Source organism: Microbacterium galbinum, assembly GCF_023101185.1.
Classification (GTDB): Bacteria; Actinomycetota; Actinomycetes; order Actinomycetales; family Microbacteriaceae; genus Microbacterium; species Microbacterium galbinum.
This window is the reverse complement of record NZ_CP078077.1, coordinates 577882-604408: the sequence shown is the minus strand read 5'-3', so window position 1 is coordinate 604408 and position 26527 is coordinate 577882. Positions and strand designations below refer to the sequence as shown.

Annotated in this window: 25 protein-coding genes and 1 tRNA gene; 18 read left to right on the top strand and 8 right to left on the bottom strand. The window is 71.4% G+C overall.

Annotation, left to right across the window (positions count from 1 at the left end; all coding sequences use genetic code 11):
* Positions 1-29: 29 nt before the first annotated feature.
* Positions 30-920, bottom strand: coding sequence for a hypothetical protein (locus KV396_RS03055; protein WP_247956775.1), 891 nt, complete (start codon positions 918-920; stop codon positions 30-32).
* Positions 921-1044: 124 nt separating this feature from the next.
* On the opposite strand from KV396_RS03055, the gene KV396_RS03050 reads away from it, so the two are divergent.
* From KV396_RS03050 to KV396_RS03025, 6 genes are all read left to right on the top strand, one after another.
* Positions 1045-2025, top strand: coding sequence for a glycosyltransferase family 2 protein (locus tag KV396_RS03050; protein WP_247956774.1), 981 nt, complete (start codon positions 1045-1047; stop codon positions 2023-2025).
* A complete protein-coding gene (locus KV396_RS03045; protein WP_247956773.1) occupies positions 2022-3413 on the top strand; it encodes an alpha-2,8-polysialyltransferase family protein in 1392 nt (463 codons plus the stop codon). The genes KV396_RS03050 and KV396_RS03045 overlap by 4 nt, the downstream gene beginning before the upstream one ends.
* A gap of 1 nt (position 3414) precedes the next feature.
* The gene (locus KV396_RS03040; RefSeq protein WP_247956772.1) at positions 3415-4653 is read left to right on the top strand and encodes an acylneuraminate cytidylyltransferase; all 1239 of its coding nucleotides are present in this window, start codon (positions 3415-3417) and stop codon (positions 4651-4653) included.
* Between the two features lie 96 nt (positions 4654-4749).
* The gene (locus KV396_RS03035) at positions 4750-5622 is read left to right on the top strand and encodes an N-acetylneuraminate synthase family protein (protein ID WP_247625213.1); all 873 of its coding nucleotides are present in this window, start codon (positions 4750-4752) and stop codon (positions 5620-5622) included.
* Positions 5619-7040, top strand: coding sequence for a DUF6716 putative glycosyltransferase (locus tag KV396_RS03030; protein ID WP_247956771.1), 1422 nt, complete (start codon positions 5619-5621; stop codon positions 7038-7040). The genes KV396_RS03035 and KV396_RS03030 overlap by 4 nt, the downstream gene beginning before the upstream one ends.
* Before the next feature lie 94 nt (positions 7041-7134).
* Positions 7135-7210: transfer RNA gene (locus tag KV396_RS03025), tRNA-Met, on the top strand.
* A 23-nt stretch (positions 7211-7233) separates the two neighbouring features.
* Here the strand turns inward: KV396_RS03025 and KV396_RS03020 are convergent.
* Positions 7234-8454: an alpha/beta hydrolase family protein gene (locus KV396_RS03020; protein ID WP_247634071.1), complete on the bottom strand. Its 1221-nt coding sequence runs from the start codon at positions 8452-8454 to the stop codon at positions 7234-7236.
* 22 nt (positions 8455-8476) lie between these two features.
* A complete protein-coding gene (locus KV396_RS03015; RefSeq protein WP_247956770.1) occupies positions 8477-9100 on the bottom strand; it encodes a TetR/AcrR family transcriptional regulator in 624 nt (207 codons plus the stop codon).
* Between the two features lie 70 nt (positions 9101-9170).
* On the opposite strand from KV396_RS03015, the gene KV396_RS03010 reads away from it, so the two are divergent.
* The 4 genes from KV396_RS03010 to KV396_RS02995 all read left to right on the top strand — a co-directional run bounded on the left by KV396_RS03010 (position 9171) and on the right by KV396_RS02995 (position 12308).
* The gene (locus tag KV396_RS03010) at positions 9171-10472 is read left to right on the top strand and encodes an MFS transporter (protein ID WP_247956769.1); all 1302 of its coding nucleotides are present in this window, start codon (positions 9171-9173) and stop codon (positions 10470-10472) included.
* A 25-nt stretch (positions 10473-10497) separates the two neighbouring features.
* Positions 10498-10938 carry an alternative ribosome rescue aminoacyl-tRNA hydrolase ArfB gene (gene arfB / locus KV396_RS03005; protein ID WP_247956768.1) on the top strand — a complete coding sequence of 147 codons (441 nt, stop codon included), beginning with the start codon at positions 10498-10500 and terminating at the stop codon, positions 10936-10938.
* A gap of 102 nt (positions 10939-11040) precedes the next feature.
* On the top strand, positions 11041-11505 hold the full coding sequence (locus KV396_RS03000) for a hypothetical protein (protein ID WP_247634074.1): 465 nt from the start codon (positions 11041-11043) through the stop codon (positions 11503-11505).
* A gap of 116 nt (positions 11506-11621) precedes the next feature.
* Complete coding sequence (locus KV396_RS02995; RefSeq protein ID WP_247956767.1) at positions 11622-12308, top strand: DUF4870 domain-containing protein; 687 nt, start codon at positions 11622-11624, stop codon at positions 12306-12308.
* Between the two features lie 93 nt (positions 12309-12401).
* Here KV396_RS02995 and KV396_RS02990 read toward each other — a convergent pair whose 3' ends face one another.
* Both KV396_RS02990 and KV396_RS02985 read right to left on the bottom strand, forming a co-directional pair.
* Entirely contained in the window at positions 12402-13550 is a 1149-nt protein-coding gene (locus tag KV396_RS02990; protein ID WP_247956766.1) for a baeRF2 domain-containing protein, read from the bottom strand.
* Positions 13551-13696: 146 nt separating this feature from the next.
* A complete protein-coding gene (locus tag KV396_RS02985) occupies positions 13697-15784 on the bottom strand; it encodes a bifunctional lysylphosphatidylglycerol flippase/synthetase MprF (protein ID WP_247956765.1) in 2088 nt (695 codons plus the stop codon).
* Between the two features lie 61 nt (positions 15785-15845).
* On the opposite strand from KV396_RS02985, the gene KV396_RS02980 reads away from it, so the two are divergent.
* Complete coding sequence (locus tag KV396_RS02980) at positions 15846-16958, top strand: PQQ-dependent sugar dehydrogenase (RefSeq protein ID WP_247956764.1); 1113 nt, start codon at positions 15846-15848, stop codon at positions 16956-16958.
* 8 nt (positions 16959-16966) lie between these two features.
* On the opposite strand, the gene KV396_RS02975 is transcribed toward KV396_RS02980, so the two are convergent.
* Both KV396_RS02975 and KV396_RS02970 read right to left on the bottom strand, forming a co-directional pair.
* Positions 16967-17659, bottom strand: a complete 693-nt coding sequence (locus KV396_RS02975) for a DsbA family protein (protein ID WP_407665565.1) — start codon at positions 17657-17659, stop codon at positions 16967-16969.
* A gap of 76 nt (positions 17660-17735) precedes the next feature.
* Positions 17736-18125 carry a hypothetical protein gene (locus KV396_RS02970; RefSeq protein WP_247956763.1) on the bottom strand — a complete coding sequence of 130 codons (390 nt, stop codon included), beginning with the start codon at positions 18123-18125 and terminating at the stop codon, positions 17736-17738.
* A 74-nt stretch (positions 18126-18199) separates the two neighbouring features.
* Between KV396_RS02970 and KV396_RS02965 the strand changes: the two genes are divergently transcribed.
* From KV396_RS02965 to KV396_RS02955, 3 genes are all read left to right on the top strand, one after another.
* Positions 18200-18598 (top strand): PLD nuclease N-terminal domain-containing protein, encoded by a 399-nt coding sequence (locus KV396_RS02965; protein ID WP_247956762.1) that lies wholly within the window; start codon positions 18200-18202, stop codon positions 18596-18598.
* The gene (menD, locus tag KV396_RS02960; protein ID WP_247956761.1) at positions 18595-20304 is read left to right on the top strand and encodes a 2-succinyl-5-enolpyruvyl-6-hydroxy-3-cyclohexene-1-carboxylic-acid synthase; all 1710 of its coding nucleotides are present in this window, start codon (positions 18595-18597) and stop codon (positions 20302-20304) included. Before KV396_RS02965 ends, menD begins: the two co-directional genes overlap by 4 nt.
* A gap of 194 nt (positions 20305-20498) precedes the next feature.
* A complete protein-coding gene (locus KV396_RS02955) occupies positions 20499-21341 on the top strand; it encodes a PPK2 family polyphosphate kinase (protein WP_247956760.1) in 843 nt (280 codons plus the stop codon).
* A 26-nt stretch (positions 21342-21367) separates the two neighbouring features.
* Here the strand turns inward: KV396_RS02955 and KV396_RS02950 are convergent, their stop codons facing one another.
* Positions 21368-22627, bottom strand: a complete 1260-nt coding sequence (locus KV396_RS02950) for an isochorismate synthase (RefSeq protein WP_247956759.1) — start codon at positions 22625-22627, stop codon at positions 21368-21370.
* A 36-nt stretch (positions 22628-22663) separates the two neighbouring features.
* Here KV396_RS02950 and KV396_RS02945 point away from each other — a divergent pair, with 36 nt between their 5' ends.
* The 4 genes from KV396_RS02945 to KV396_RS02930 all read left to right on the top strand — a co-directional run bounded on the left by KV396_RS02945 (position 22664) and on the right by KV396_RS02930 (position 26517).
* Entirely contained in the window at positions 22664-23257 is a 594-nt protein-coding gene (locus tag KV396_RS02945) for a DUF402 domain-containing protein (protein ID WP_247956758.1), read from the top strand.
* 81 nt (positions 23258-23338) lie between these two features.
* A complete protein-coding gene (locus tag KV396_RS02940) occupies positions 23339-23998 on the top strand; it encodes a class I SAM-dependent methyltransferase (protein ID WP_247957554.1) in 660 nt (219 codons plus the stop codon).
* A 20-nt stretch (positions 23999-24018) separates the two neighbouring features.
* On the top strand, positions 24019-25080 hold the full coding sequence (locus tag KV396_RS02935) for a polyprenyl synthetase family protein (protein ID WP_247956757.1): 1062 nt from the start codon (positions 24019-24021) through the stop codon (positions 25078-25080).
* 63 nt (positions 25081-25143) lie between these two features.
* Positions 25144-26517, top strand: coding sequence for an FAD-dependent oxidoreductase (locus KV396_RS02930; protein ID WP_247634087.1), 1374 nt, complete (start codon positions 25144-25146; stop codon positions 26515-26517).
* Positions 26518-26527 lie beyond the last annotated feature (10 nt).

The window sequence follows — 26527 nt, the reverse complement described above, 5'->3', positions numbered from 1 at the left end:
GTTCTCGGGGCGGACTTCTCGGCCGACCCTCACAGCCCGATACGGGCGAAGGGGATGCCGCGCACGACCCGGTGCCGGGGATGCTCGCCGAGCGTCCACAGCATCCGCTCGTCCGGATCGAGCGCGAGGTCCTCGCACCCGGCGGGCAGGGACACGGAGTGCCGGGTCAGGGCATCGCGCGTGCCGGTCCACAGCCTGCCGGGGGTCTTCAGTGCCGACTGCGACACGAGGATCCGGTCACCCCACCGCACCGCACCCTGCATGCGGGGGATGCCGGGCGCGAACCGCTCGTGAGCGACGAAGCCGTCATCGGTGCCCTCGGGGATCGTGAAATCGCCGATGCGTCCCTCGTCGTCGCGGCGGTACTCGCCGATCAGCACGCGTCGCAGCGGTGCGCCGTCGGCGTCGAACTCGCGCCCGAGGAACGAGCAGCGCAGATCGATCGGATGCACGCGCGTGCGCACGGCGACCAGCGCGGAGCGCGGCCACCATCGGCCGGCGATCCCGCGCACGCGCCGGGCGACCGGGCCGTGCACGCGGCGGATGTCGGACAGGTCGAACTCCCAGATGCCCCGTCCCGTCGCCGCGGCGAACAGCCGATCGCCGAACCAGGCCAGCCCGCCCGTGTGGATCTGCGCGGGCTGGAGGTCGCCCGCATCGTCCTCGATCGCGAGCGCGATGTCGATATGCCTGGCCCGCTCGGTGTCGATCAGCACGACGCGCGAGGCGAGATGATGGCCGGTCCGATCCTGGCGGAACCAGCTGACGGCGAGCGTGCGGCGCCCCCCGCGTTCGCCGATGTCGATCCCCTGCGGATACCAGCGGGTCGTCCAGGCGCGCGCCGAGAGCCATCGCAGATCATGGGTGTCACGGCGTCGTCGCAGCATCCGTCGACCGTTCGACCCGCGTGAGAAGAGCATCGCTCCATCGTCGCCGATGCGCGCGGCCCCGCCTACCAGGACACCCCGCGTTCACCCGCGCGTCGCCGGGCGGCAAGGAACGCCTGAGACGATTCCCGACCGACCGACCATCACCGGGAGTCCCGTGCGCAGTCCGCTCGTCACCGTCATCCTTCCCGCGAAGGACGCCGGCGCCTACATCGCGACCACGCTCGAGACCCTGACGCGTCAGTTCGACGACCCGGCGGCGCTGAAGCTCGTGGCGATCGACGACGGATCCGGCGACGACACCGGCGCCCTCATGCGCCGGTACGCCGATCGGTTCCCGCGCGCCGAGGTCATCCGCAACGACTCGGCCCGCGGGCTCGCGAGCGCGCGCAACCAGGGACTCGCGCACGTCGAGGGCGACGCCTTCTGCTTCCTCGACGGTGACGACTGGATGCAGCCGCAGCGGCTCGCCGTGCTCGCGCGTCGGCTGCGGGAGCTGGATGCCGACTTCCTGCGCACCGATCACGTGACGGTGACGGATGCCGATCGGGCACTCGTGCGCGCTCCGCATCCGTGGCGGGAGACCGTCGTCGCCGCCCGCGACGCGATCCTGCCACAGACCGAGACCACGATGGTCGACTACCCGTTCGCCTGGGCGGGCATCTTCGACCGCCGGATCATCGATCGGGGACTCGCCGCCTTCCCCGAGGGCTTGCACACCGCCGAGGACCGCCCCTGGATCTGGCGGCTGCATCTGTCGGACGCCTCGTTCGCGGTGGTCGACGCCCCCGCGCTCCTGTACCGCCGCGGGGTGTCGACCTCGCTCACGCAGGTGCGCGATCGGCGGCAGCTCGACTTCGCCCGCGCGATGGCCGAGGCCGTCGCGATCGTCGAGGCGGATGCCGAGGCCGCACGATTCCTGCCGAAGATCACCTTCTCCTCCCTGGCGCTCAGCTCGCACCACCTCGTGCGAGCCCGGCGGATGCCGCGCGCACTGCGCGGGGAGATGCGTGCGGGGATCGTCGAGCTGCTGCGGGCGCTGCCCCACGCCGAGGTGCGGGCCGCCGTGCGCGGACTCTCGGGACCACGGCGCCGAGTGCTCGCGCGGGTGCTGCGACGGGCGGGGCACGGCTCATGACCCGGATCTTCGCGCTGCACAGCGCCTACGGGCTCGCGACCGTCGCCGCCGCGATCGACGAGGGGCTGCTGGAGCCGCGTCCCGGCAGAGTGAGCCGCGGTGGAGCGGGCGGCGACCGGGTGCTGGTGCCGTTCGTCTCGGCGCGGGTGCCCGAGCTCGTGACCGGGATCGCCGCTGACCCGGCGCTCGCCGCGCTGCGCACTCGCTTCGACCGGATCGAGGACCTCGACGCGCTGCTCGGCCCGCTGCATCCGAGCGGATGGGAACCGGAAGCTGGCGACCTGCCCCTGCTCGAACGCCTATTCACCCGCGCGTGGAACCTCGACGCCGATGATCTCGAGCTGTTCGTGCAGAGCCCGCAGGTCGCGCCGGCGCGCACGCTGATGTCGCTGTTCCCGCGCGCGAAGATCACGATCGTGGGCGACGGCCTCATGACGTACTCGCCGATGCGGGTGCCCCTCGACCACGCCGTGCGCAGCCGCATCATCCGGGTGCTGCACGCCGACGTCGTGCCGGGGGTCGCGCCTCTCGCCGGCGGCCCGGTCGCGGCATCCGTTCCCGTGCCCGTCGCCGCGTTCGGACGCGTGCTCGACGAGACCGATCTCGGGGAGCCCCTCCTCGACACGGCGGGGCATCCGCTCGACGACGGCGCCCCCACGGCGATCGTGCTCGGGCAGTACCTCTCGGCGCTCGGACTGCTGACGCCGCGCGAGGAGATCGCACTGCAGCGCGAGCTGATCGACCGGGCGGCCGTCGCCGGGCCCGCCCGCATCATCTTCAAACCGCATCCGGCGGCGCCGCCGCTGCAGACGGATGCCGTGCGCGAACGCGCCCTCTCGCACGGCGTGGAGTTCGCCGTCTACCGGGGTCCGCTCGCCGCCGAGCAGCTCGCGCGCCGCGTCGATGCCCGCGCGGTGGTCGCGGCGTTCTCGACCGCGCTGCCCACCGTGCAGGCCCTGCGCGGCACGACGATCGCCTCGGCGGGGGCGTCGATGCTGCTGCGCCGCCTGCGCCCGTACGAGAACAGCAACCGGGTGCCGCTCGCGATCGTCGACGCGCTCACCCGGGAGGATTCCCCGTACGTCGATCCTGCGCGTCTGCAGCTGCTCGTCGATGCGGTCGGCTACGCCATGCAGCCCGAGATCGCCGGGCACCTGCGCGAGCGCGCGGAACTGCTGCTGCGCGATCTGACGACGGGGGAACGCGAGCGGTACTTCGCCCCCGAGCGGCTGCGCGACCTGCGTCTGCCCGGGGCGCCGGCCGAGAGTGCTGCGCGGCGGATGCTGCGCTCGGCCGGAGGCACGGGGCGTATGGAGGAGCTGCGGTTGACGGCGATCGGGGCGCGACGGCGTGCGGGCCGGGCCTGGCGAGTGATTCGAGGACGATGACATGAGCGAGGGCATGAGCGACGACACGAGCGATGCGACCGACGGGCTGACCGTCGCGATCATCCCCGCGCGCGGCGGGTCGAAGGGCGTGCCGCGCAAGAACCTGCGCACCGTCGGGGGAGTGCCGCTGGTCGTGCGGGCGATCCGGGCGGCGCGCGACGCCGCGGGCATCGACCTCGTCGTCGTCTCGACCGATGACGACGAGATCGCCGCCGTGAGTGCGGCGGCGGGCGCGCGGGTGGTCCGTCGACCCGCGGAGATATCCGGCGACACGGCGTCGTCGGAGAGCGCGATCCTGCACGCGGTCGACGAGATCGAAGCCGCGGGGGAGCGGGTCGGGATCATCGCGTTCGTGCAGGCCACCTCGCCGTTCCTCCCGAGCGCGGCGCTCGCCGGAGCCGTCGCCGAGGTGCGGGCAGATCGTGCCGACAGCGTGTTCTCGGCGCATGAGACCTACGGCTTCCTCTGGCGTCGCGGCAGCGGAGCGGAGGGCGGCGGTGACGGTTCCGATGACGGCGCAGGAGGCCAGGCCACGGCCATCAACCACGAGGCCGCGCACCGCCCGCGCCGCCAGGACCGCGAACCGCACTACCTCGAGACCGGCGCGTTCTACGTCTTCCGTGCGGAGGCTTTCCGCACGAGCCGGCACCGTTTCTTCGGCCGGATCCGCATCGCCGAGGTGCCGGAGTGGACGGCGATCGAGATCGACGATGCGCAGCAGCTCCGCATCGCCGACGCGCTCGCCGCGGTGCACGATCGGGCAGGCGAAGCCCCCGGGCGCATCGACGTGCGCGCCGTGGTCACCGACTTCGACGGCGTGCACACCGACGACACCGCGATCATCGACGCCGACGGCGGGGAGCGCGTGCGGGTGAGCCGCGAGGACGGCATGGGCGTCGCACTGCTCCGGCGCGCCGGCATCCCGATGCTGATCCTCTCGACCGAGCAGAATCCCGTCGTCCGCGCCCGGGCCGAGAAGCTGCGGGTGCCGGTGCTGCACGGCATCGACGACAAGGAGCAGGCGCTGCGCGCGTGGGCCGCGGACGCCGGCATCCGCCTCGACGACGTCGCCTACCTCGGCAACGACGTCAACGACCTGCCCGCGATGCGCATCGTCGGGTGGCCGGTCGCGGTGGCGAACGCGCACCCGCGCGTGCTCGCCGCAGCGCGCGTCGTGCTCACCCGCACCGGGGGGAACGGCGCCGTGCGCGAGCTCGTCGAACGGGTGTTGCCCGACTGACCGGTGCCGGTAACCCGGGAGTCGTCGGGTGTTCACCCCCGAGGCGTAGCCAGGAGGGGCGGGGGTTTTCCGCATCGCTCGACCACCGGAGGAACCATGACTGTCAGCATCGGATCGCGCGTGATCGGCGGCGGTCGCCCCGCCTACGTCATCGCCGAGATCGGCCTGAACCACAACGGCGACGTCGACATCGCGAAGCGTCTCATCGACGTCGCGGCCAGGGCCGGTGCCGACGCCGTGAAGTTCCAGAAGCGCACCCCCGAGATCTCCACCCCCGCGCACATGCGCGACGTGCCGCGCGAGACGCCCTGGGGCACCATGAGCTACCTCGACTACCGCCGCCGCGTCGAGTTCGGACGCGACGAGTACATCGCGATCGGCGACCACGCCACGATGCTCGGCCTCGACTGGTTCGCCTCGCCGTGGGACGTGCCGAGCGTCGCCTTCCTCGAAGACCTGGGCGTGGTCGCGCACAAGGTCGCCTCGGCGAGCCTGACCGACACCGAGCTGCTCCTCGCCCTGCGCGAGACCGGCAAGCCCGTCATCCTCTCGACCGGCATGTCGACGATCGAGCAGATCGATCGCGCGCTCGACACGCTCGGCACCGACCGCGTCGTGCTCATGCACGCCACCTCCACGTACCCGCTCGAGCCCGAGGAGGCGAACCTGCGGGCGATCGCCACGCTCCGCGACCGCTACGCCGGGATCCCCGTCGGCTACTCCGGCCACGAGCGCGGCCTGCAGATCTCGCTCGCCGCCGTCGCGATCGGGGCCGTCGCCGTCGAGCGCCACATCACCCTCGACCGCACGATGTGGGGTTCCGACCACGCGGCCTCCCTGGAGCCGACCGGCCTCGAGCACCTCGTCCGCGACATCCGCGTGATCGAGAAGGCCCTCGGCGACGGCGTCAAGCGCGTCTTCGACAGCGAGCTCGCCCCCATGGCGAAGCTGCGCCGCGTTCCCGCATGACCGACCTGCGCCCCGGGGCGGGCGGAGGGCTGAAGGTCGTCGCGATCGCCGATGCCGACTCCTTCGTGAAGTGGTCGGCCTCGCTGCTCGCGGCGGTGCCCGGCATCCGTCCGCAGCTGCTGCTCGTGCGCACCCCGCTCACCGCGAGCGCGGCCCAGCAGCGCACGGCTCTCGCGGGCACCGGCATCCGTGAGTCCGATGTCGCGCGCATCGCCTTCCGCGACGCCGAGGCCTGGCTCACCCGGCACGAGCCCGACGTGGTCGTGCTCGCCGGGCGCGGCCCTTTCGTGCGCCTGATGGGGCGCGTGATCGACGCGCTGCCCCAGCGTCCCGTCACCGTCTCGGGCCTGCCGGGGATGGCGATCCCCGCGCAGCGCGGCGCCCTCGACTACCGGCGCCACACCGACCTGCTGGTCGTGCACTCGCACCGCGAGCAGCGGGCCTTCGCCGAGCTCGGTCGTCGCATCGGTGTGCAGATCCCCATGGCCCTGGCGACGCTGCCGTTCGCGCGCGGACGGGAGCGGATGCTGGCGGCCGATCGCGCGCGGGTGCTCGCCGCCGGAGCGGCGGGGGTGCCGGGAGTGGCGGGCGTCGCGGTCGCCGAACGCCCGCAGCCTGCCGAGGCCGTCGCTCACCGCCCACCGGCGACCGACGTCGTGTTCGCGGCTCAGGCGATGGTTCCCGCGGAGCGCGCCGAGCGCGAGAAGATCGCCGAGATGCTCATCCGCGCCGCCGAGGTCGACCCCACCCGGCGCATCGTCGTGAAGCTGCGCTCGCGGCCGGGCGAGGCCGAGACGCACCTCGAACGCGACTCGTACCCCGAGCTGCTCGCGGGCCGGATGCCGTCGAACCTCGTCGTCTCGTACGCGTCCATGGCCGAGGCGCTCTCGACGGCCGCGGGTCTCGTCACCGTGAGCTCCACCGCCGCGATCGAAGCCGTCGCACAGGGCGTGCCCGTGATCGCGCTCGACTCCTACGGGGTCAGCAAGCCGCTCCTCAACACGGTGTTCGTGGGCAGCGGTCTGCTCGGCGGCGGGCGCGAGGTGGTGGGCGGACGGTTCCGTCAGCCGCACCCCGACTGGCTGCGTGACAACTACTTCCACCCCTCGAAGGAGTCGACGTGGTGGGAGCGCGTCGAGGAGCTCGTCGCACTGCGCCGGGCGGGCGGTCTTCCGGCCCGGCGGGTGCCCGCACCTCGCGGGCGTCGGCTGCACGAGGCGTGGCATCGGGCCAGCGTGCTCGGTCGCGAGGATCGGTCGGTCAGCGGGGCGGTCGCACTGGCGATCGGTGTGCCGGCGACCCGCCTGATCGCGGCGCTGCGCCGGGGGCGCACGCAGGGCGGCGGGCGCACCTGGGCGGATGCCTCGACCGACTACACGCTCGAGCCGAGCCCGTTGCGCGACTCCATCCGGCGCTGACGTCGTGCCTTGATGACGTCATACGAAGTAGTCGAGTGTCACTTCGAGGAATGTCCTCGCTTTGACGATCACGGCCGGGTAACGTCAGTGCCATCGCGGCGATCCGGGCGGTCCCGGGCCTCAGCTCATATCTGATGGCGTTGCGGGTTCGACTCCCGCCGTCGCGTCCACTTCGCCCGACGGGACCCGGGCGTCACCCGAGCCGCTCGTCCAACCAGTCGAACATCCGCTGCGCCGTGATCGTGCGGCCGAGAGGCTGGCAATGCCCGTCGGCCCCCTCCGCCTCGGTGAAGCGCACGACCGTCGAGACGCCGGGTGTCAAGGCGGCGAGCCGGTCGGCCTGGCCGGGCCAGAACTGCTCGTTCTCGGGGGAGAGGATCAGCAGCGGGGTCGTGATCTCGGCGGCGATGTCGGCGACCGAGTACTGACGCACGGCCTGGATCGTCTCACCGTAGCCTCGCGTGCCGTAGGGGCGTGCGCGGAAGCGCCAGGTGCGCGCGGTCTCGGGGGAGAGCTTGAGGCCGAGCTCCATCTCGCGGTCGAACTTCTCGACCTGCCCCTCGTCGAGCAGCTTCAGCAGCCCGTGCGGGAGGTGCCCGGTCCACGAGGTCGAGACGTCGACGAGCCCGGGGTCGGTGATCGCAGCGGCGAAACGGTCCTCGAAGGCGAGGGCGCGCGCCACCCAGTAGCTGCCCTGGCTGATGCCGTAGACCGCGATGCGCATCGCATCCACGCCGTCGAGGCGGGCGACCGTGTCGAAGACCGGGGTGAGCACGTGCTCCCAGTCGGGGCGGAACGGCACGTCCTTCTCGAAGAGCTCCGACTGCTGGCCGGGACCGTCGAAGACGAGCACGTTGTATCCGCGGCGCAGAGCGGGCGCGACGACGGCCGCGTAGAGGGAGGCGCGCGAGCCGTCGCTGCCGTTGACGGCCACCAGTGTCGGGGGCGTCGGGCCCTCCGGTGCCGGCGCGGGGCGGAAGAACCATCCGGGCAGGGTCCCGCCGCCGCACGGGATCGTGACATCGTCGACCACGGTCGAGGTGTGCGTCACGAATCCGCGCCAGGCGGCCTCCTGCTTCGCGAACGTCGGTGCCATCGCATCCGGGTCGGCGAGTGCGCTCGCCGCATTGACCGCGACCCCGTAGTACGCCGAGGCGCGCAGATAGGCGGATGCCGCGCTCACCGGGTGCCCCGCCTCCGCGCTCGCGGATGCCGTGGCGACCGTGCGGTCGGCCAGACCCTTCCAGGCGTCGAACCAGGCCTCGTGCTCGCCGTTGCGGATGCCGGCGACGGCGGCGAGGACCTCGCCCGGTTCTGCAGCGCCCTCCACGCTCGCGCCGAGGGCGCTGCGGATCTCGAAGTCGAAGTCGGCGCTCTCGGAGAACGCGCGGATGTGGGCGGCGTGGTGCGTCATGCGGGACTCCCTTCCGTCTCCACTATCGAGGGTCGTGCGCCGAGCCCACAAGGCGCTGCTCGACCCGGCCCCATCCGTGCTCGAGCACGACGAACCCGGCGTCGAGGGTGGCGAGCTGGTCGTCGCTGTCGGTGATGAGCAGCTGCAGTTGCAGCACGAAACGTGCGTAGACGCGGATCTCGGGCGTCGGGGCGTCGAGGCCGAGCTCGTCGGCGATCGCATCCGCCAGCGCGTCCTCGTGGCGCAGCCACATCTTGGCGGCGTAGTCGCGCAGGGCCGGGGTCTCGTTGAGGAATCGCAGGAAGATGCGCGCGACGTCCTCGCCGTGCTCGTCGAGGTTCGCGCCGATCTCGGCGGCGTAGAAGTCGCGGATCGCGCGGTTGATCGTGCGGTCGTCCGCACGGTCGCGCACGGCACCCACGAGGCGGTCGCGCTGCTCGTCGTCCTCGTCGAAGACGAGCGCCTCCTTCTGCGGGAAGTGCGCGAAGACGGTGGTGGGCGAGACATCGGCCGCGTCGGCGATCTCGCGGATGCTGACGTCGTCGAATCCGCGTTCGAGGAACATCATCGTCGCGACATCCGAGATGTTCTTGCGGGTCGCCGCCTTCTTGCGCTCCCGCCGGCCGAGGGGGTTCGTTCCGGTCATGCCTCCACCCTATCGCGAACTCGATCCAAAACTGGCTTGACACCAAAACTGGTATGGATACACTTTCGGTATGACTTCACCTTCTCTCCTCTCCGCGCGCTCCACGAACCGCGCCTGGATCATGCTCATCGTTCTGACGATGCTCACCGTCATCGGCATGACGGTCGTCCTTCCCGTGCTCCCCTTCGTCGTGCTGCAGTACGTGTCGCACGAGAGCGACCTCGCCATCTGGGTCGGGGTGCTCGAGGCGATCAACGGCCTGTGCGCCTTCCTCGTCGCCCCGTTCCTCGGACGCCTCTCCGACCGCTTCGGTCGGCGGCCCGTCATCATCGCCGCCGCCTTCGGAGCCGCGCTCTCGATGGCGCTGTTCGGGATCGGCGGCGCGCTGTGGGTGCTCGTGCTCGCGCGCGTCATCCAGGGGCTGACCGCCGGCGATCTTCCCGCGCTCTTCGCCTACCTCGCCGACATCACCCCGCCCGAGAAGCGCGCGCAGCGCTTCGGTCTGCTCGGTGCCCTCTCCGGCATCGGCATGATGGTGGGTCCCGCGGTCGGCGGGCTCCTCGCCGCCATCAGCCTGCAGCTGCCCGTCTTCGTGACCGCCGCCGTCGGCCTCACGATCGCGATCCTCAGCATCTTCCTGCTGCCCGAGAGCCTCGCGCCCGAGAACCGCATCACGCGCATCGCGGCCCGCGACGTGCAGCCGTTCGCCGTGTTCCGCAACGCCTTCGCCCGCCGCGAGCTGCGCGGACTCCTCATCGGCTTCGCGCTGCTCGCCCTGCCGTTCGGGTTCTTCGTCAACAACTTCAGCGTGCTCGCCCTCGACTCGATCCAGTGGGGACCCACGCAGATCGGGCTGCTCACCGCGGGCGTCGGCATCATCGACATCCTCATCCAGGGCGTGCTGCTCGGCATTCTGCTGCCCCGTATCGGCGAGCGCGGCGTGATCGTCAGCGGAATCGTCGCCCAGGCGATCGGTCTCACAGGTCTCGCGATCGTCGCGTCCGTGCTCGCGCAGCCGTGGGTGTTCATCGTCGGTGCGCTGATGCTCGCCGCAGGCCAGGGCGCCGCGACCGCCGCGATGGACGGCGCGATGTCGAACGCCGTCGGCGACGACGAGCAGGGCTGGCTGGGCGGTGTGACGCAGTCGCTCAACGCCGCGATGGGCACGGTCGCCCCGCTCATCGCCGCCGCGCTCTACGCCGGCATCAGCCACGCCGCGCCCTACTGGCTGGGCGTCGCCCTGATGGTCGTCGCCGCGATCGTCGTCGGCCGCGCGCACATCGTCAACACCGCGAAGAAGGAGGAGCGCGGTGCGCTCGGCGAGCGGATCGACGAGCAGGATGCCGCTGCCGCCGCGCCGATCGCGGGATGACGCCGATCGGAGGATGATGGATGCCATGTCCACCTCTGCTCGCCCCGGCCTCCGGGTCTCGTCGGGTCTCACGATCCCCGAGTCCGAGCTGTCGTGGCGGTTCTCCCGCTCCTCGGGTCCGGGCGGGCAGGGCGTGAACACGGCGGACTCCCGCGTGGAGTTGGTGTGGGATGCCGCGAACTCCGCGCAGCTCTGCCCGGTGCAGCGGGAGCGGATCCTCGAGAGGCTGGCCGGCCGGCTGGTGAACGGCGTGCTCACGATCGCGGCATCCGAACACCGGGCGCAGCTGCGCAATCGTGAGGCGGCGCGGGAGCGGCTGGCCGCGCTCGTCGCCGAGGCGATCCGCCCGCCTGCGCCGCCCCGGCGCCCGACGAAGCCCAGTCGTGGATCGAAGGAACGGCGATTGAAGGCCAAGCAGCGCCGCACCGACGTGAAGCAGTTGCGTCAGCGGCCGCGCGACGTCTGACCCGTCCGCAGCCGTCCACAGCCGTCGGCGGGTGCGCGCGGTCTCTGCGATGATGGTCGCTGGTCCGCTCAGGGGGAGCGGTTCCGACCTTGGGAGCGAGACATGACCGACGAGAACGACGCCGTCCTGCCGCCTCGACCGCCCATCGAATACACGTCGATCAGCGGTCGCCGCTACTGGGCGCTGCTGTTCCTGATGTACATCCCTTACTTCGGGGTGATCGTCGCCATCATCGTCGCGATCGTGCAGCGGTTGTCGGCGATGCACTTGCAGCATCCGATCGTGCGCGAGAATGCGCGCTGGGCGGCGAACTGGGCCATCAGTTACGCCTTCTACCTCATCGCTCTCATCGCGATCTTCCTCGCGGTCGCCGCGCCGCTGAACGCGCTGCGCTACCAGGAGGACTATCCAGGCGGTGAGGCCCTCAACTTCAGTGTGTGGCTGATTCTGGTCGGCTCGTTCATCGCACTGGTGATCTACTGCCTCGTCACGATCATCCGCGGCACCGTGGTCTCGGAGCGGGTCGTTCACCGCCCCGCTCTGGCGATCCCGTTCTTGCGCGCCTAGTTTGTCAGCCCGCGGGGTCTGATCCGTCCGCAGCCGTCCGCGGGTCCGCTTGCTGTCTGCGATGATGGTCGCTGGCCCGCTCAGGGGGAGCGCGGTTCCGACCTTGGGAGTGACAGATGACCGAAGAGAACGACGCCGTCCAGCCGCCCGAACCTCCCGCCGCGCCTCAGCCGCCGGCGGGCTACCAGCCGCCCGCCGGATACTCGCTCCCGGCTCAGCCGCCCTACGGTCAGGCTCCGGCGCAGCCGCCGTACGGTCAGGCCCCGGCGCCGTACCCGGGGCAGCCCGCGTACGGCCAGGCGCCTGCTCAACCGCCGTACGGCCAGGCTCCGACCGGCTACCCCGCTCCCGGCTATTCCGCCCCCGGCTACGCCCCCTACGGTTACCCGCCGATCAGCGGTCGTCGCTATTGGGCGCTGCTGTTCCTCGTGTACATCCCGTACGTCGGTGCGATCGTCGCCGCGATCGTCGGGATCGTGCAGCGGTCGTCCGCGATGCGCTCGCCGCATCCGATCGTGCGTGAGAACGCGCGCTGGGCGGCGAACTGGGCGCTCAGCTACGTGCTCTACCTCATCGCGCTCTTCGTCCTCCTCATCACGATCGGTGTCGGCACGGCGCGGCCGCGCTCCTACGACGAGTACGGCTACAGCGACGGCGGCGACCCCTCGGGCTGGATCGCCGTCCCGGGGCTGCTCATCATCGGAATCGGGATCTACTGCCTGGTCACCCTCATCCGCGGAACGGTGATCTCCGAGCGGGTCGTGCACCGGCCGGCCCTGGCGATCCCGTTCTTCCGCGCCTGATCCGCGGAAGCGACGCCACACCGCACGCGAAGAGAGGACGCGGGCCCACGATCGGGTCCGCGTCCTCTCTTCGTATGCGGCGTGCGGTGCGCGTCAGGTCGGATCGGCATCCGTTCCGGCATCCGCCCACCGCAGCGATGCGATCGGCTCGCGCACGGGGCGCTCCTCGCGGCGGTCGTCGGAGGCCTCGTATTCGTCGTCCTCGATCAGCACGCGGGCGTCGGTGAGCAGGGCGGCGCGCGCGAGCGCCTCGGCGGCGCGGATGCTTCCCAGCACCTGCGTGTTCAGGCGCTGCGCCACGTCGGTCACCACCCACGGCGGGCCGTCGAGAGCGATCAGCGTGCGCTCGTCGTCGAGCAGGCGCCCGTCGAGCACGAGAGTGTCGACGCGGGCCTGCTGCAGAGCCTCGATGACCGCCGGGAAGCCTTCGGCACCACCCGAGCCGTCGTCGGCGGCTGCCCGGTCGCGCACGTCGGCGACCTCCCGACGGCGACGCTCGTCGATCTCGCGGGCGATCGTGTCGTCGAGCGCCGTGCGATCGGCACCGTCGGCCCGGGTGTTCGCATCGACGTCGACGAGCAGCGCGCGCTCGTCGCCCGTGAGCTCCTCGGCCAGCAGCTGTCGTGCGCGCACATCGCCCGACACCGCGACGAACGCGGGCCGCTCCTCGCGGATGAGTGCGCTCAGTGCGGCCGCGACATCCTTCTGGTTCTGCTTCCAGACGTTCTCGACGTAGTTCTGGTACTTCGCGTCTCCCAGGCCGCCCGTGCGCACCTTCGAGATCTCGTCGGTGTCGCCCTCGATCTCGGTCTCGCGCTCGCTGCCGCCGCGTCCCGAGGTCTCGAGGCGGATGTCGGCGCCGTCGCGGCTCGTCTCGACGACGAGGTAGCGGGTCTCCGACGCCGTGTGGCGCAGGAGGGGGAGGATCGACGGCAGGGCGCCGTGCTCGAGGCGCTCCGGGCCGAGGCGCGCTCCGATGAAGCTGCGATCGAGCACCGTCTCTCCGTCGCGGGCGATCACGACGCGGGCCGACGGACTCGGCAGTCCGTTGCGCTCGCCGAGGGCGGTCTCGATGGCCGCGGCGTCGTCTTCCGGTGCTCCGACCTCGTCGATCAGCTGATCGCGCACGGCCTGGTGGCGGGCTCCCTCCTCGACCTGCGGCAGCTCGCCCGTGCCGTCGACGTAGGCGGTGGTCCAGGGCCCCGAACCCTGCAGGATCTCGGTCAGCGTGTGTTCGCTCATGACTTCTCCTTCATCGGTCGTCGGTCTTCACGACGCTAGGAAACGAGAGGGGAGAGGTCGACCGGGTTGACGAATCGGATGCCCGACGTTAGCCGCGCGCGGGGCCGACATCGGGCGCTCCGGATGAGCGCCGGACCGGCGCCGGGTTAGTCCTTGCCGCCCCGCACGAGCTCCAGCCCCGCCCCGGCGAACTGCCGCAGCGTCGCATCGGGCAGGAACGCCCGGGTCAGCGCGCCACCGATCCGGGTGAGGTCGCTCTCGTCGCGGAACAGCAGGTACATGGTCTCGTAGCGCGGGTGGAACTTCTGCTTGAAGCGGTGCAGCGAACCGAAGCCGTACACCGGTTCGAGGGCCTCGGCGAGGCGGTCGCTCAACGCGGCGATCATCCCGGCGTCCGGCGGATAGTCGTGGGCGAGCGGCGCTCCCGAGAGCGACATGATCTCGGCGCCCTCCTCGGAGAACTGCTTCGCCGAGGCGCCGATCAGGTACTCCATCACGGGTGCGAACCCGCCCTCGCGTCGGCGCATCAGATCGAGGGTCCAGCCGCGCACCCGGCCGCCCGCGCCGTACACCGGCAGCCACGACAGGAAGCCGTCGACGTCGCCGTTGGGCGCGAGTGCCAGGGCGATCCGCACCTCCGGGTCCTCGGCCTCCTCGAGCGTGCCGAGGGTGAAGCGCATCTCGGGCAGATCCTTGTCGCCGACCCACGCCTCCGAGATCGCGCGCAGCTGCTGCTTCACGCCCCACGACTCGTCGCCGAGCCGCGTCATCCGGAACGTCATGTCTTCGCGACCCGCCCGGTTCAGCGAGGTGCGCACCGATGCCCACTGCTTGCCCGTGAACTCCAGCCCCGGAAGATCGACGATCGTGTCGTCGGCGACGACGATGCTGCGCCACGTCGACGGCACGGCGGCGAGGGTCGCGGCATCCGCACTGAAGAAGCACGGAACGAGGCCGGCCTGCTCGGCCGTACGGATGAAGTCCCCGACCGCTTCGGCCCGCGCATCCGCGGGGCCGATCGGGTCGGCGAGCGCGAGGGCGACTCCGTTGCGGCGCTGGTACGCGACCACGCCGCCGGCCACCCGGGCGTAGCTGTTGCCCTCCCAGGTCGTCATCCACGACAGCGTGCCGCCGCCGTGCGCGCGCAGATCGGCCTTGACGTCGTCGACGGTCGGCGTGGGCGGGATGCCGAGGGGCGAGCGCCGTTTGGCGCGGAACGCCCGCCGCACCCACACGAGGTAGACGAGCACGACGACCCAGAGGAACCCGTTGGCGAGCGCGAGCTCGGTCTCGCCGTCCCAGCGGATGTCGAGCTCGGCCTGACTCGTGAGGATGATGAGCGTCAGCACGAGGGCGGCGATGAGCACGTTGAAGATGCCGAGGAGCACGGCGAGCACCCACGACCAGCGGCGTCCGCGACGCAAGCCGTTCACGAGCACGAGGATCACGACCAGGTCGATCGCCAGGTCGATGAAACCGCCCGAGGCCGGATCGGTGGGGCCGAACGGTCCGTCGGTGGGCACCAGGGTCGTGATGATCTCGACTGCGCCGAGCACGAGGATCGCCATCACCGCGATGAGCCGCTGCTCGCGCACCGTCGTGCGCCGTACGCGCAGCGAGCGGTCGACGACCAGGATCAGCAGCACGGCGAGCAGGTGCTCGAGGTCGGCGACCTTGCCCCAGAACAGCATGGCGACGAACACGAAGCCGAGCAGGATCAACCAGCCGCGCACGCGCCACGGCGGGCGGAACAGGCCGACGGCTGCCGCGATGCACGCCATGGTGCCGCCGGATGCCCCGACGTCGAGCGCCTGCGCCTGGGCCGTCGCCCACGCCCACGGGAACTGCGAGAGCACGAGCAGCAGGAGGGCGGTGGCGAAGATCGCGAACAGCTGCCCGATCGCGTAGTACGCGAGGGCGACGCGAGACCCGCGACGGTACTCGAGGTACGCCATGCCCCAGAAGCCCGAGATCGTGAAGACGTACACCCACGGTTCGTTCACGAAGAACGTGCCGGTCAGCGGCGTCCACCACTTGCCGTCGGCGAGATTGGGGAGCCCGTAGGCGACGGTCTCGAACAGCGCGGACTTCTCGAAGGGGGTCCAGAGTCCCTGCCAGACCACGCCGACGACGAGGATCAGCGCGATGAACGTCAGCGTCGCCGGCATCCGTCTCACGACGGAGAGCGCCGAGGACCGCACGGGTGTCGACGAGGCGTTCGGCTCTGCGTGCATGCGCTCAGCGTAGCGATCAGCGCCCCTCCGGGTCTTCCTCCATCTGACGCGAGAGGGTTGGATGGGAGACATGCTCCTCTCGCGCCGGACCGCCACCGCCCTCCTGGTCGTGTCTGCCGTCGCGCTGGCCGGATGCGCATCCCCGACCCCGGTCCCGACACCGGAGTCGGCCGAGTCCGAGGCCGCGGCGATCCTCACGTCCGTCGTCGCCTCGGGACTCGACGCCCCCTGGTCCATCGCCTTCCACGGCGAGACGGCGCTCGTGAGCGAGCGCGACAGCGCGCGGATCGTCGAGATCACGGCGACGGGCGGCGCGCGCGAGGTGGGCCGCATCGAGGGAGTGCGGGCGGGCGGTGAGGGCGGGCTCCTCGGCATCGCCGTGCACGAGGATCAGCTCTACACGTACCTCACGGCCGACGCCGGCGACGGCGGAGCGACCGAGAACCGCATCGAGCGCCGCGATCTCCTCGGAGACCCGGGCGCGCTCTCGCTGGGAGATGCCGCGACGGTGGTCGACGGCATCCCGGCGGCCGGCAACCACAACGGCGGCCGCATTGCCTTCGGCCCCGACGGGATGCTGTACGCCACGACCGGCGACGCCGGCGATCGCGAGAGCGCGCAGGACCCCGACGCGCTGTCGGGCAAGATCCTCCGGCTCACCCCCGAGGGCGCCGTTCCCGACGACAACCCGATTCCGGGCTCGGCGGTCTACACGCTCGGCCACCGGAACCCGCAGGGCATCGCCTGGACCGAGGACGGCACGATGTACGCGAGCGAGTTCGGGCAGGACACCTGGGACGAGCTCAACGTGATCGTCGCGGGCGAGAACTACGGGTGGCCGACCGTCGAGGGCATCGCCGACCGCGAGGGCTTCGTCGACCCCGTCCAGCAGTGGTCGCCGTCGACCGCGAGTCCGAGCGGTATCGCGGTGGCGGCGGATGAGATCGTGATCGCGAACCTGCGGGGCGAACGTCTGCGGATCGTTCCGCTCGCCGACACCGGAACGGCGTTCGAGCTGCACGGCGGCGAGCAGCGCGGCGAGTACGGACGCCTGCGCGATGCGGTCGCCGCCCCCGACGGATCGGTCTGGGTGCTCACGAACAACACCGACGGTCGCGGCGATCCTCGGGATGGCGACGACCGCATCCTCCGGGTCGACTTCGGAGAGGGCTGACGCGACCGTCAGCCCTCGACGGCCCGGGCGACGGCATCCTCCAGGTCGTCCCATTCCTGCAGCTGCACGTACGTGCCGTCGACGAAGAACGACGGAGTGCTGGTGATGCCGAGCGACTCGCCGTCGGTCTTGTCGGCCTGGATCCGGGCGAGCGTCGCGGGGTCGGCGATCGCCGCGTCGTAGGCCGCCATGTCGAGCCCGAGGGATTCGGCCATCGCGCGGAATACCGCGGGCGTCTCGCCCGTCGCGTGACTCCACTCCTGCTGGGTCTCGAACAGCCGGTGGTACATGTCCTCGAAGCGATCCTGCTGCGCCGCCGCCTCGGCCGCCAGAGCCGCCTGCGTCGAGTTGATGTGACCCGGCAGCGGGAAGTACCGCACCACGTAGGTGATCTCGCCGTCGTACTGCGCACGCAGGTCTTCGACGATCGGGTAGAAGGCGCCGCACGCCTCGCACTCGAAGTCGAGGAACTCGACGACGGTCACGGCATCCGTGCCGCCGTCGTCGAGCACGTGCGAGTCTGCCCTGGTGGTCTGCAGGGTGCCGTCTTCGGCGACGTGGGGCGCGGGCGCCTGCTGGGTGATGGCGTAGACGATGCCGGCGATCGCGAGCACGACGGCGACGGCGAGAGCGATGAGTGTCGCCTTGACGGGCGTGGTCAGGCGGGTCTTCTGAGGGGTGCGAGAGGGTGTGGCGAACATGGGTGTCTCCAGACACGAGAAAGAGGAACGACGGACGAGGATGCCGCGGGCAGCGGCCGGATCGACGCGTCGTCGCTCAGGTGCGGGAGATCGAGAGCTCGGTGAGGGTGAGGGCGGTGCGCGACGGGCGGGGACCGGCGCGCGGCGCGGCGACGGCGAGGGTCGCGCGCGGGAGCCGGATGCCGGGACCGCGCCGCAGCATCCGTACGAGCAGCACGAGGAGTGCGAGGAACCAGAGCACGACGAAGCCCGCCACCGCGGTGTGCGAGGAGGAGGCATCGACCGGTGCGACCTCCTCGTGGTGCGACGCTCCGGCTCCGGCATCCGACGCGGAGGCCCCCGACGCCAGGCAGAGCGACGCGTGCACATCGGCCTCGCCGTGCGAGGTCGACCAGGCGCCCACGACCAGCAGCAGGGCGAGGCCCAGCGCGGTGAAGAGGGTGGTCAGCGACCGGGTCGACGTCATGGTGCGCGAAGTCTAACAAGCGGTCCTCTGCACCCGCCGGGCCACGTGTCCGTCGACCCGCTTACACTGGAGGGGTGGCGAGACTACTGATCATCGGCGGCTTCCTGGCCGCCGTGTTCTGGGTGTTCAGCATCGTCGACTGCGCAGTGCAGCCGGCGACGCGGCACCGTGGTGTGCGCAAGGGCATCTGGATCCTGATCGTCGTGCTCCTCCCCGTCATCGGCGGGGTCCTCTGGTTCGTGATCGGCCGACGCCGCAAGAACGACCCCGGTCCCGCGCGCGTGATCGCCCCCGACGACGACCCGATGTTCCTGCGCGGCATCAGCAAGACCGAGCAGGACGCCCGCATCGCTCGTCTCGAAGAAGAACTCGCACGCCTCGATGCCGAGACGGATGCCGCGAACGAGGCGCAGATCGACGGCGACAACGACAGCGGCTCCACTCCCGGGGCGACGCCCGAGCCCCGCCCGTGACCCTTCCGCGTCCGGCCGCGTCGCCGGCGACGGATGCCGCAGCATCCCTCCTCGCCGATCTGGTCGCCCACGGCGTGCGCGATCTCGTGCTCTCGCCCGGTTCGCGCTCCCAGGCGCTCGCGCTCGCCGCGGTGCGTCTGGCCGACACCGGCGACCTGCGCGTGCACGTGCGGATCGACGAGCGGGTGGCCGGCTTCACGGCCCTGGGGCTCGCCCGCGAGACCGGCGTACCGGCGGCGGTGCTGTGCACCTCGGGCACGGCGGCCGCCAACCTGCTGCCGGCCGCGATGGAGGCGTTCCACGCCGGAGTCCCGCTGCTGCTGCTGACCGCCGATCGTCCGCCCGAGCTGCGCGGAATCGGCGCCAACCAGGCGACGACCCAGCCCGGCATGTTCGCACCCTGGGCGCGTGAGAGCATTGACGCTCCCGTTCCCGGTGAGTCGGGGTCCGGGGACGACTGGTCGGGCCTCGCCATCCGCGCGGTCGCGATCGCGCTCGGCGCGGACGCCCCGCACGGCCTTCCCGGAGTCGCGGGCCCCGTGCATCTGAACCTGCCCGCGCGCGAGCCGCTGTCGGGCGAACCGGTCGTCACCCCCGTCACTCCCGGCGCAGCTCCGATGCCCGCACGGGGCGAGGCCGTCGTGCTCGCGCGCGGACCCCGCACGGTCGTGATCGCGGGAGCGGATGCCGGGCCCGATGCCGAGGAGATCGCCCACGCCGGGTCGTGGCCGCTGATCGCCGAGATCGTGTCGGGTGCCCGGTTCGGCCGTCACCTCGTGCACGGTTATCGCGCGCTGCTGCGCCGCACGGAGCTCGGCGGCGCCGTCGAACGTGCGGTCGTGCTGGGGCATCCCACCCTCAGCCGCGAGGTCGCGGCGCTCCTCACGCGACCCGAGGTCGAGGTCATCGCGGTGCGGCACGGCGGCGAGGAGCTCGACCTGAACCACCGCTCGCGGCCTGCGGCATCCGTCGTCGTCGCCGCGCCATCGAACGATGACGACCGTGCCGCCGATCGGACCTGGCTCGGAGCCTGGCTCGAGGCGTCCGCCGCGCAGGCCGTCGACCTCAGCGAGCGGGCTCCGGATCATGACGGCCTGGCGTCCGCCGACTCCGCGACCCGACGCGACGCGGTCCAGGCCGAGCTCGAAGCCGTGCGTCGACCGCTCGATCGCGAGCTGCTCGTCGATGCGGTGTGGCGGGCGACGTGGCCGCACGACCGGCTCGTGTTCGGGTCGTCGCGTCTCGTGCGCGTGGCCGATGCGGTGCTCGGTGGCAAGAAGATCCCCGTGCACGCCAACCGCGGTCTCGCGGGCATCGACGGCACGATCGCGACCGCGACCGGCGTCGCCCTCGCGAGCCAGGCGGGGGGAGCGCCGGGCGTGACCCGGGTGCTGCTCGGCGACCTCACCCTGTTGCACGATGTGGGAGCACTGTTGCTGCCGCCCGACGAGACCGAGCCGCGTCTGCAGGTCATCGTCGGCAACGACGGCGGGGGCACGATCTTCGACGGACTCGAGGTGGCGCAGGTCGCCCCGGCCGCCGACCTCGACCGCGCGTTCTACACGCCGCACCAGGTGCGCCTCGAGCACCTCGCCCTCGCCTACGGCTGGGAGTACCAGCGCGTGACGACCCGCACCGCGCTCGACCAGGTGCTCACCCGTCCCGTCGGCGGCCGTCAGCTCATCGAGGTTCCGCTCGCGCGCTGAGGTGCCGCGCGCGGAGCGTCTCGTCCGCGGAGCGTCTCGCCGCGGAGTGTCTCGCCCGCAGAGCCCCACCGCTCGCTGCCCATGCCACCGACCGGTGCGAAATGTCGGTTCTGCCGCCCGGTGACCGACATTTCCCACCGATCGGTGCAGATCGAGACGTGCGCGGATGCCCGCGACTCGGCCATCATGAGCAGATGAACGCTCACCAGTGGACCGAGACCCTCCGCGTCGGCGACGGCTTCCGTCTCGACGACGTCGATGCCGAGAGCACGCCCGGCTATCACGGGCACAAAGCCGACGGCGCCCGCGACCTCGCCGAGGGACTGGTCGCGCTCAACGATCTGCAGGAGCGCCTGTTCGCCGAGAGTCGCACCGGCACCGCGACGGATGCCGTGCTGCTCGTGCTGCAGGCCATGGACTCGGCGGGCAAGGGCGGCATCGTGCGGCACGTCGTGGGCGGGGTCGACCCGCAGGGCGTCTCGCTCGCGGCGTTCAAGGCCCCGACCGACGAGGAGCGCGCGCACGACTTCCTCTGGCGCATCGAGAAGCGGCTGCCCGAGCCCGGGTTCATCGGCGTCTTCGACCGCTCGCACTACGAGGACGTGCTGATCGGGCGCGTGCGTGCCCTCGCGCCGCCCGAGGAGATCGAGCGGCGCTACGACGCGATCAACGCGTTCGAGGCGGATGCCGCGGCCTCCGGCATCCGCATCGTGAAGGTCATGCTGCACATCTCGCCCGAAGAGCAGAAGTCGCGGCTCATGGAACGTCTCGAGCGCCCCGACAAGCACTGGAAGTACAACCCCGGCGACGTCGACGAGCGGCTCGTCTGGCCCGAGTACATGCGGGCGTATCAGACGGTGTTCGAGCGCACCTCGACCGAGATCGCGCCCTGGCACGTCGTACCCGCGAACCGCAAATGGTACGCGCGCCTCGCGGTGCAGGAACTGCTGCTCGCGGCGCTGGAGGACATCGACCCGCAGTGGCCGGTCGCCGACTTCGACGTCGAGGTCGAGAAGAAGCGGCTCGCCGCGAGTTGAGCCCCGCGGGCGGCGCTGAGGCCCGTTCAGGCCAGGGCGTCGACCAGCGGGCGGAACTTCACCCGGGTCTCGAGCAGCTCCGACTCGGGGTCGGAGCCTGCGACGATGCCCGCGCCCGCATAAGCGGTCACGGCGATGTCGTCGTCGGTCGCGGTGAACTGGGCGCAGCGCAGCGCGATCGCCCACTCGCCGTTGCCCGCGGCATCCACCCATCCGACCGGGCCCGCGTAGCGCCCGCGGTCGAAGGGCTCCAGCTCGCGGATCACGCCGATGGCGATCGTCGTCGGGGTGCCGGCCACGGCCGCGGTCGGATGCAGCGCCCCGACCAGGTCGAGCGCCGATTCGCCCTCCGCCAGCTCGCCCTCCACGTCGGTCGCGAGGTGGAACAGGTTCGGCAGCTTCAGCAGGAACGGCTGCTCGCTCGCCGCCAGCGCCCGGGTGTGCGGGCGCAGCGAGGCGAGCACGCTCTGCACCGCGTACTGATGTTCGTCGAGGTCCTTGGTGCTCGAAGCGAGGGCGGCCGAGACGGCGGTGTCGGCGTCGGCATCCGCTCCGCGACCCGCGGTGCCCGCGAGCACGCGCGCGGTGACCGTGCGCTCGTGCACCGTGACGAGGGTCTCGGGGCTCGCGCCGATCAATCCGTCGACCGCGAACGCCCAGGTGTCGGGGTATCCGGTCGACAGCGCGCGCACGAGACGGCGCAGGTCGGAGCCTGCGGGGATGCTGCCGGTGAGGTCGCGCGCGAGCACGACCTTGCTCAGCTCACCCGCGGCGATCCGGCCGAGCGCCTGGCGCACCGAGTCCTGGTAGCCCTGGGGCGTCTGCGCACCGGGGCCGACGGTGCCGGCCCAGTGCGGTCCGTACGGGTGATCCGCGACGGTGCTCGGGGCGACGGCATCCGCGTTGTCGTCGGCGTATCCGATGGTCGTGCGCCAGAACCGGTCGCCGTGGCGTCCGATCACCTGCGAGGGGATGACCAGCACGCTGTCGCTCGACGAGCGCTCGTCGAACGCGAGGGCGCCGAAGGCGACGAGCCCGGTGCCGGGCAGGCCGACCGGGTCGTCGATGCGCGCGGTGGACGCGAGGCGGCGCCAGGCGGTGGCGAGGGCGGCGCTGCGCAGGCCGTTCGCTCCGGCCGAGGCACGCAGCTCGCGCAGGGGCTCGCCGACGGCCACGATGCCGTCTCCGCGGCGCAGCCAGGCGAGGGGGCGGGAGGGGGAGGCCGATGCCAGGAGGTCTTCGATCGGATCGATCTCTCGGGTCTCCACGACCAGCGCGCTGCTCACGGCTCCAGCCTAATCTCTGCGTTCTAGGCTGAGCGCATGAGCGATGCCCGTCCCGCCGTGGGAACCCCGATGATCGTGCAGTGGCGAAAGTGGGACGGGTCTCCGCACTGGCGCCACGAGAGCGTGTACCTCGGGGCGGATGCCTGGGGTGACTGGGTGGGGCAGCCCGCCGGATGGCGCAGCAGTCGTCCGGGGCGGGACTACCTCGCCGGCGGCCCGAACGTGACCCTGATCCCGCACCAGGGCGACTTCGCCCTGACGGTGAACCGGGGGCATTCGAAGGGCATGCGCATCTACGTCGATCTCGGTTGGGACGTGCGCTGGAGCGACGATCCGCTGCTCGCGACCGGCATCGACATGGATCTCGACGTCGTGCGCGTCGAGGGCGAGCGCGGCACCTGGGTCGACGACCGCGACGAGTGGGCGGAGCACAGCGCGCGCTACGGGTATCCGCCCGAGATCATGGCGCGGCTGGAGGCGCTGGCGCTCGACCTCGAGGAGCGGGTGCGTGCCCGGGTCGCGCCCTTCGACGATGCGACGGCGGATCGATGGCTCGACCTGCTCGAGTCGTTCGACCTGCACGGGTTCGAACCTGTCAACCCGCAGAATGCGCACAGACCCGACGCCTAGACTGATCCGGTGACCTCGAACGACCCCCGCAGCGAGCCCAACCGCGCCGATCTCGGCAAGGACCCCGCGCGCGTCAGCGGCATGTTCGACCAGGTGGCGGCCGGGTACGACCGCACGAACACCGCCATGACCTTCGGCAACGATGTGCTGTGGCGAGCGGCGACGACGCGCGCCGTCGCGCCGAAGCCGGGGGAGCGCATTCTCGATCTGGGGGCGGGCACGGCGTCGTCGTCGGCATCCCTCGCCCGCAGCGGCGCCCGGGTGGTCGCCGCGGACTTCTCGCCGGGCATGCTCGCCGAGGGCGAGCGCCGCCACGGGTCGATGCGCAACCTCTCCTTCGTGCAGGCCGATGCCACCGCGCTGCCGTTCGGCGACGACGAGTTCGACGCCGTCACCATGTCGTACGCGCTGCGCAACGTCAACGACCCGAAGAAGGCGCTGCGCGAGCTGTTCCGTGTCACCAAGCCGGGCGGGCGTCTCGTGATCAACGAGTTCTCCACGCCCCCCGCTCCGCTCTTCCGCGGCGCGTACCGCTTCTACAACGCGCAGGTGCTGCCGCGCGTCGCCCGCGTCGCCGGCACCAACGGCGAAGCCTACGACTACCTCAACGAGTCGATCGCGGCCTGGCCCGACCAGAAGCGCCTGGCCGAGTGGATCCGCGAGGCCGGCTGGATCGACGTCGCGTACCGCAACCTCACCTTCGGGATCGTCGCCCTGCACCGGGCGCGAAAGCCCGCCTGAGACGACGGTAGGCTGACAACGTGACTTCGAGCCCCGTAGCCCCGGGATCGCGACTGGCGAGCCGTCTGGGTTTCAGCGACCGTGTCTTCATCGGTCCTGCTGCGCGGCGCGTCGCGCGCGCGATCGAAGACGGGCTCGAGCTCGTCGAGACCGGATTGGCCGAAGACGTGCGCGTCGCCGATCCCCTCGCCGACGCCGCGAGCCGGTACCTGTACGAGGCCGGGGGCAAGCGCATCCGTCCGGTGCTGACGCTCCTCGCCGCCCAGCTCGGCGACGGCAACACCGAGAAGGTGATCGACGTCGCCAAGGCGCTCGAGATCACGCACCTCGGCTCGCTCTACCACGACGACGTCATGGACGGAGCCGACCGCCGCCGCGGGGTTCCCGCCGCGCACGCCGTGTGGGGCAACAACATCGCCATCCTCACCGGTGACATCCTCTTCTCGCGGGCCAGCCAGCTCATGTCGCGTCTCGGCGAGCGGGCGATCCGCCTGCAGGCCGACACGTTCGAGCGCCTCGTCCTGGGGCAGATGCACGAGACGCTCGGCGCGCAGCCCGACGACGACCCCATCGACTTCTACATCCAGGTGCTCGCCGACAAGACCGGCTCGCTGATCGCCGCCGCGACGCAGGGCGGGGTGATCTTCTCGAACGCGCCGAGCGAGTACGAGGAGCCGCTGCGGGTCTACGGCGAGAAGATCGGCGTGGCGTTCCAGCTGCTCGACGACGTCATCGACCTGTCGGCCAAGCCGGAGGACACCGGCAAGGTCCCCGGCACCGACCTGCGCGCGGGCGTGCCCACCATGCCGTACCTGCTGCTGAAGGCGCAGGACGACGCGGATGCCGCCGACCTCGCCGCCCGCATCGACGCGGGAGTCGTGCGCATCGCCGACGGCGAGGACCCCGCGATCCTCGACGGACCGCTCGCCGAGCTGCGCGACCACGCGGCGACGCAGAAGACCCTCGATCTCGCCCTGACGTGGACGCGCGACGCGATCGCCGCGCTCGCACCGCTGCCCCGGGGCACCGTGCGCGAGGCGCTGACGCGCTTCGCCGAGACCCTCGCCGAACGCTCCAGCTGACCGGCGCCGCGTCCGGACGGGCGCGGCTGTGCGGCTCACGCGACGGCATACGAAAGGACCTCCATGACCAAGCTCAGACTGGCCATCGTCGGTGCAGGACCCGCCGGGATCTACGCGGCCGACCTGCTGCTGAAGGCCGAGCGCAAGTTCGACGTCTCGATCGACCTGTTCGAGCAGCTGCCGGCGCCCTATGGTCTGGTCCGCTACGGCGTCGCCCCCGATCATCCCCGCATCAAGGGCATCATCAACGCGCTGCGCGATGTGCTCGACCGCGGGGACATCCGCCTGTTCGGCAACGTGCGCTTCGGCGAGGACATCACGCTCGACGACCTCAAGAAGCACTACAACGCCGTGATCTTCGCGACCGGCGCGATCCGCGACACCTCTCTCGACATCCCCGGCATCGACGCGGTCGCCTCCTACGGTGCGGCCGACTACGTCAGCTGGTTCGACGGGCACCCCGACGTGCCGCGCGAGTGGCCGCTCGACGCGGCGTCCGTCGCCGTGCTCGGCAACGGCAACGTCGCGCTCGACGTGTCGCGCATGCTCGCCAAGCACGCCGAGGACCTGCTCGTCACCGAGGTGCCCGAGAACGTCTACGAGGGCATGAAGTCCAGCGCGGTCACCGACGTGCACGTCTTCGGACGCCGGGGCCCGGCGCAGGTGAAGTTCACCCCGCTCGAGCTGCGCGAGCTCGGCGAGCTGCGCGACGTCGACATGGTCGTCTACGACGAGGACTTCGACTACGACGATGCCGCCAAGGATGCCGTCGCGAGCAACAAGCAGGTCATGGTCATCGACCGCATCCTGCAGTCGTGGCGCAAGCTCGACTCGGTCAACAACGCCGGCGGAACGGCATCCCGTCGCCTGCACCTGCACTTCTGGGCGCGCCCGGTCGAGGTGCGCACCGACGACAGCGGTCGCGTCGCGGCGCTCGTCTACGAGCGCACCCAGCCCGACGGGCAGGGCGGCGCGATCGGCACCGGCGAGATGCGCGAGCTGCCGATCCAGGCGCTGTACCGCGCGATCGGCTACTTCGGCTCGCCGCTGCCCGGCGTGCCCTTCGACAAGAAGCACGGCGTGATCCCGAACCGCGAGGGGCAGGTGCTCGCGAAGGACTCGAACGAGAAGGTTCCCGGCATCTACGCGACCGGCTGGATCAAGCGCGGACCGGTCGGGCTCATCGGCCACACCAAGTCCGACGCGATGGAGACCGTGCGTCACATCATCAACGACCAGGGCTCGTGGTGGCACCCGGAGGACCCCTCGGAGGAGGCCATCCCGGCGCTGCTCGAGGAGCGCGACGTGAAGTGGACCGATCTCGACGGCTGGCACCGTCTCGACGAGCACGAGATCGCCCTGGGTGCTCCGCACGAGCGGGCGCGCGTCAAGGTCGTGCCGCGTGACGAGATGGTGCGCGTCTCCCGCGGGGAGTGAGTCGCCCTCG

What these genes read in the sequence shown, in the direction of transcription:
- KV396_RS03030 (WP_247956771.1), top strand. Translation starts at nt 5,619, where the DNA reads ATGACCGACCTGCGCCCCGGGGCGGGCGGAGGGCTGAAGGTCGTCGCG.
- KV396_RS03000 (WP_247634074.1), top strand. Translation starts at nt 11,041, where the DNA reads ATGACCGACGAGAACGACGCCGTCCTGCCGCCTCGACCGCCCATCGAA.
- KV396_RS02970 (WP_247956763.1), bottom strand. Translation starts at nt 18,125, where the DNA reads ATGACGTCGACCCGGTCGCTGACCACCCTCTTCACCGCGCTGGGCCTC.
- KV396_RS03035 (WP_247625213.1), top strand. Translation starts at nt 4,750, where the DNA reads ATGACTGTCAGCATCGGATCGCGCGTGATCGGCGGCGGTCGCCCCGCC.
- KV396_RS02945 (WP_247956758.1), top strand. Translation starts at nt 22,664, where the DNA reads ATGAGCGATGCCCGTCCCGCCGTGGGAACCCCGATGATCGTGCAGTGG.
- KV396_RS02990 (WP_247956766.1), bottom strand. Translation starts at nt 13,550, where the DNA reads ATGAGCGAACACACGCTGACCGAGATCCTGCAGGGTTCGGGGCCCTGG.
- KV396_RS02930 (WP_247634087.1), top strand. Translation starts at nt 25,144, where the DNA reads ATGACCAAGCTCAGACTGGCCATCGTCGGTGCAGGACCCGCCGGGATC.
- KV396_RS03055 (WP_247956775.1), bottom strand. Translation starts at nt 920, where the DNA reads ATGCTCTTCTCACGCGGGTCGAACGGTCGACGGATGCTGCGACGACGC.
- KV396_RS02975 (WP_407665565.1), bottom strand. Translation starts at nt 17,659, where the DNA reads ATGTTCGCCACACCCTCTCGCACCCCTCAGAAGACCCGCCTGACCACG.
- KV396_RS02985 (WP_247956765.1), bottom strand. Translation starts at nt 15,784, where the DNA reads ATGCACGCAGAGCCGAACGCCTCGTCGACACCCGTGCGGTCCTCGGCG.
- arfB (WP_247956768.1), top strand. Translation starts at nt 10,498, where the DNA reads ATGTCCACCTCTGCTCGCCCCGGCCTCCGGGTCTCGTCGGGTCTCACG.
- KV396_RS03015 (WP_247956770.1), bottom strand. Translation starts at nt 9,100, where the DNA reads ATGACCGGAACGAACCCCCTCGGCCGGCGGGAGCGCAAGAAGGCGGCG.
- KV396_RS03045 (WP_247956773.1), top strand. Translation starts at nt 2,022, where the DNA reads ATGACCCGGATCTTCGCGCTGCACAGCGCCTACGGGCTCGCGACCGTC.
- KV396_RS03020 (WP_247634071.1), bottom strand. Translation starts at nt 8,454, where the DNA reads ATGACGCACCACGCCGCCCACATCCGCGCGTTCTCCGAGAGCGCCGAC.
- KV396_RS02940 (WP_247957554.1), top strand. Translation starts at nt 23,339, where the DNA reads ATGTTCGACCAGGTGGCGGCCGGGTACGACCGCACGAACACCGCCATG.
- KV396_RS02995 (WP_247956767.1), top strand. Translation starts at nt 11,622, where the DNA reads ATGACCGAAGAGAACGACGCCGTCCAGCCGCCCGAACCTCCCGCCGCG.
- KV396_RS02980 (WP_247956764.1), top strand. Translation starts at nt 15,846, where the DNA reads ATGGGAGACATGCTCCTCTCGCGCCGGACCGCCACCGCCCTCCTGGTC.
- KV396_RS02955 (WP_247956760.1), top strand. Translation starts at nt 20,499, where the DNA reads ATGAACGCTCACCAGTGGACCGAGACCCTCCGCGTCGGCGACGGCTTC.
- KV396_RS03010 (WP_247956769.1), top strand. Translation starts at nt 9,171, where the DNA reads ATGACTTCACCTTCTCTCCTCTCCGCGCGCTCCACGAACCGCGCCTGG.
- KV396_RS03040 (WP_247956772.1), top strand. Translation starts at nt 3,415, where the DNA reads ATGAGCGAGGGCATGAGCGACGACACGAGCGATGCGACCGACGGGCTG.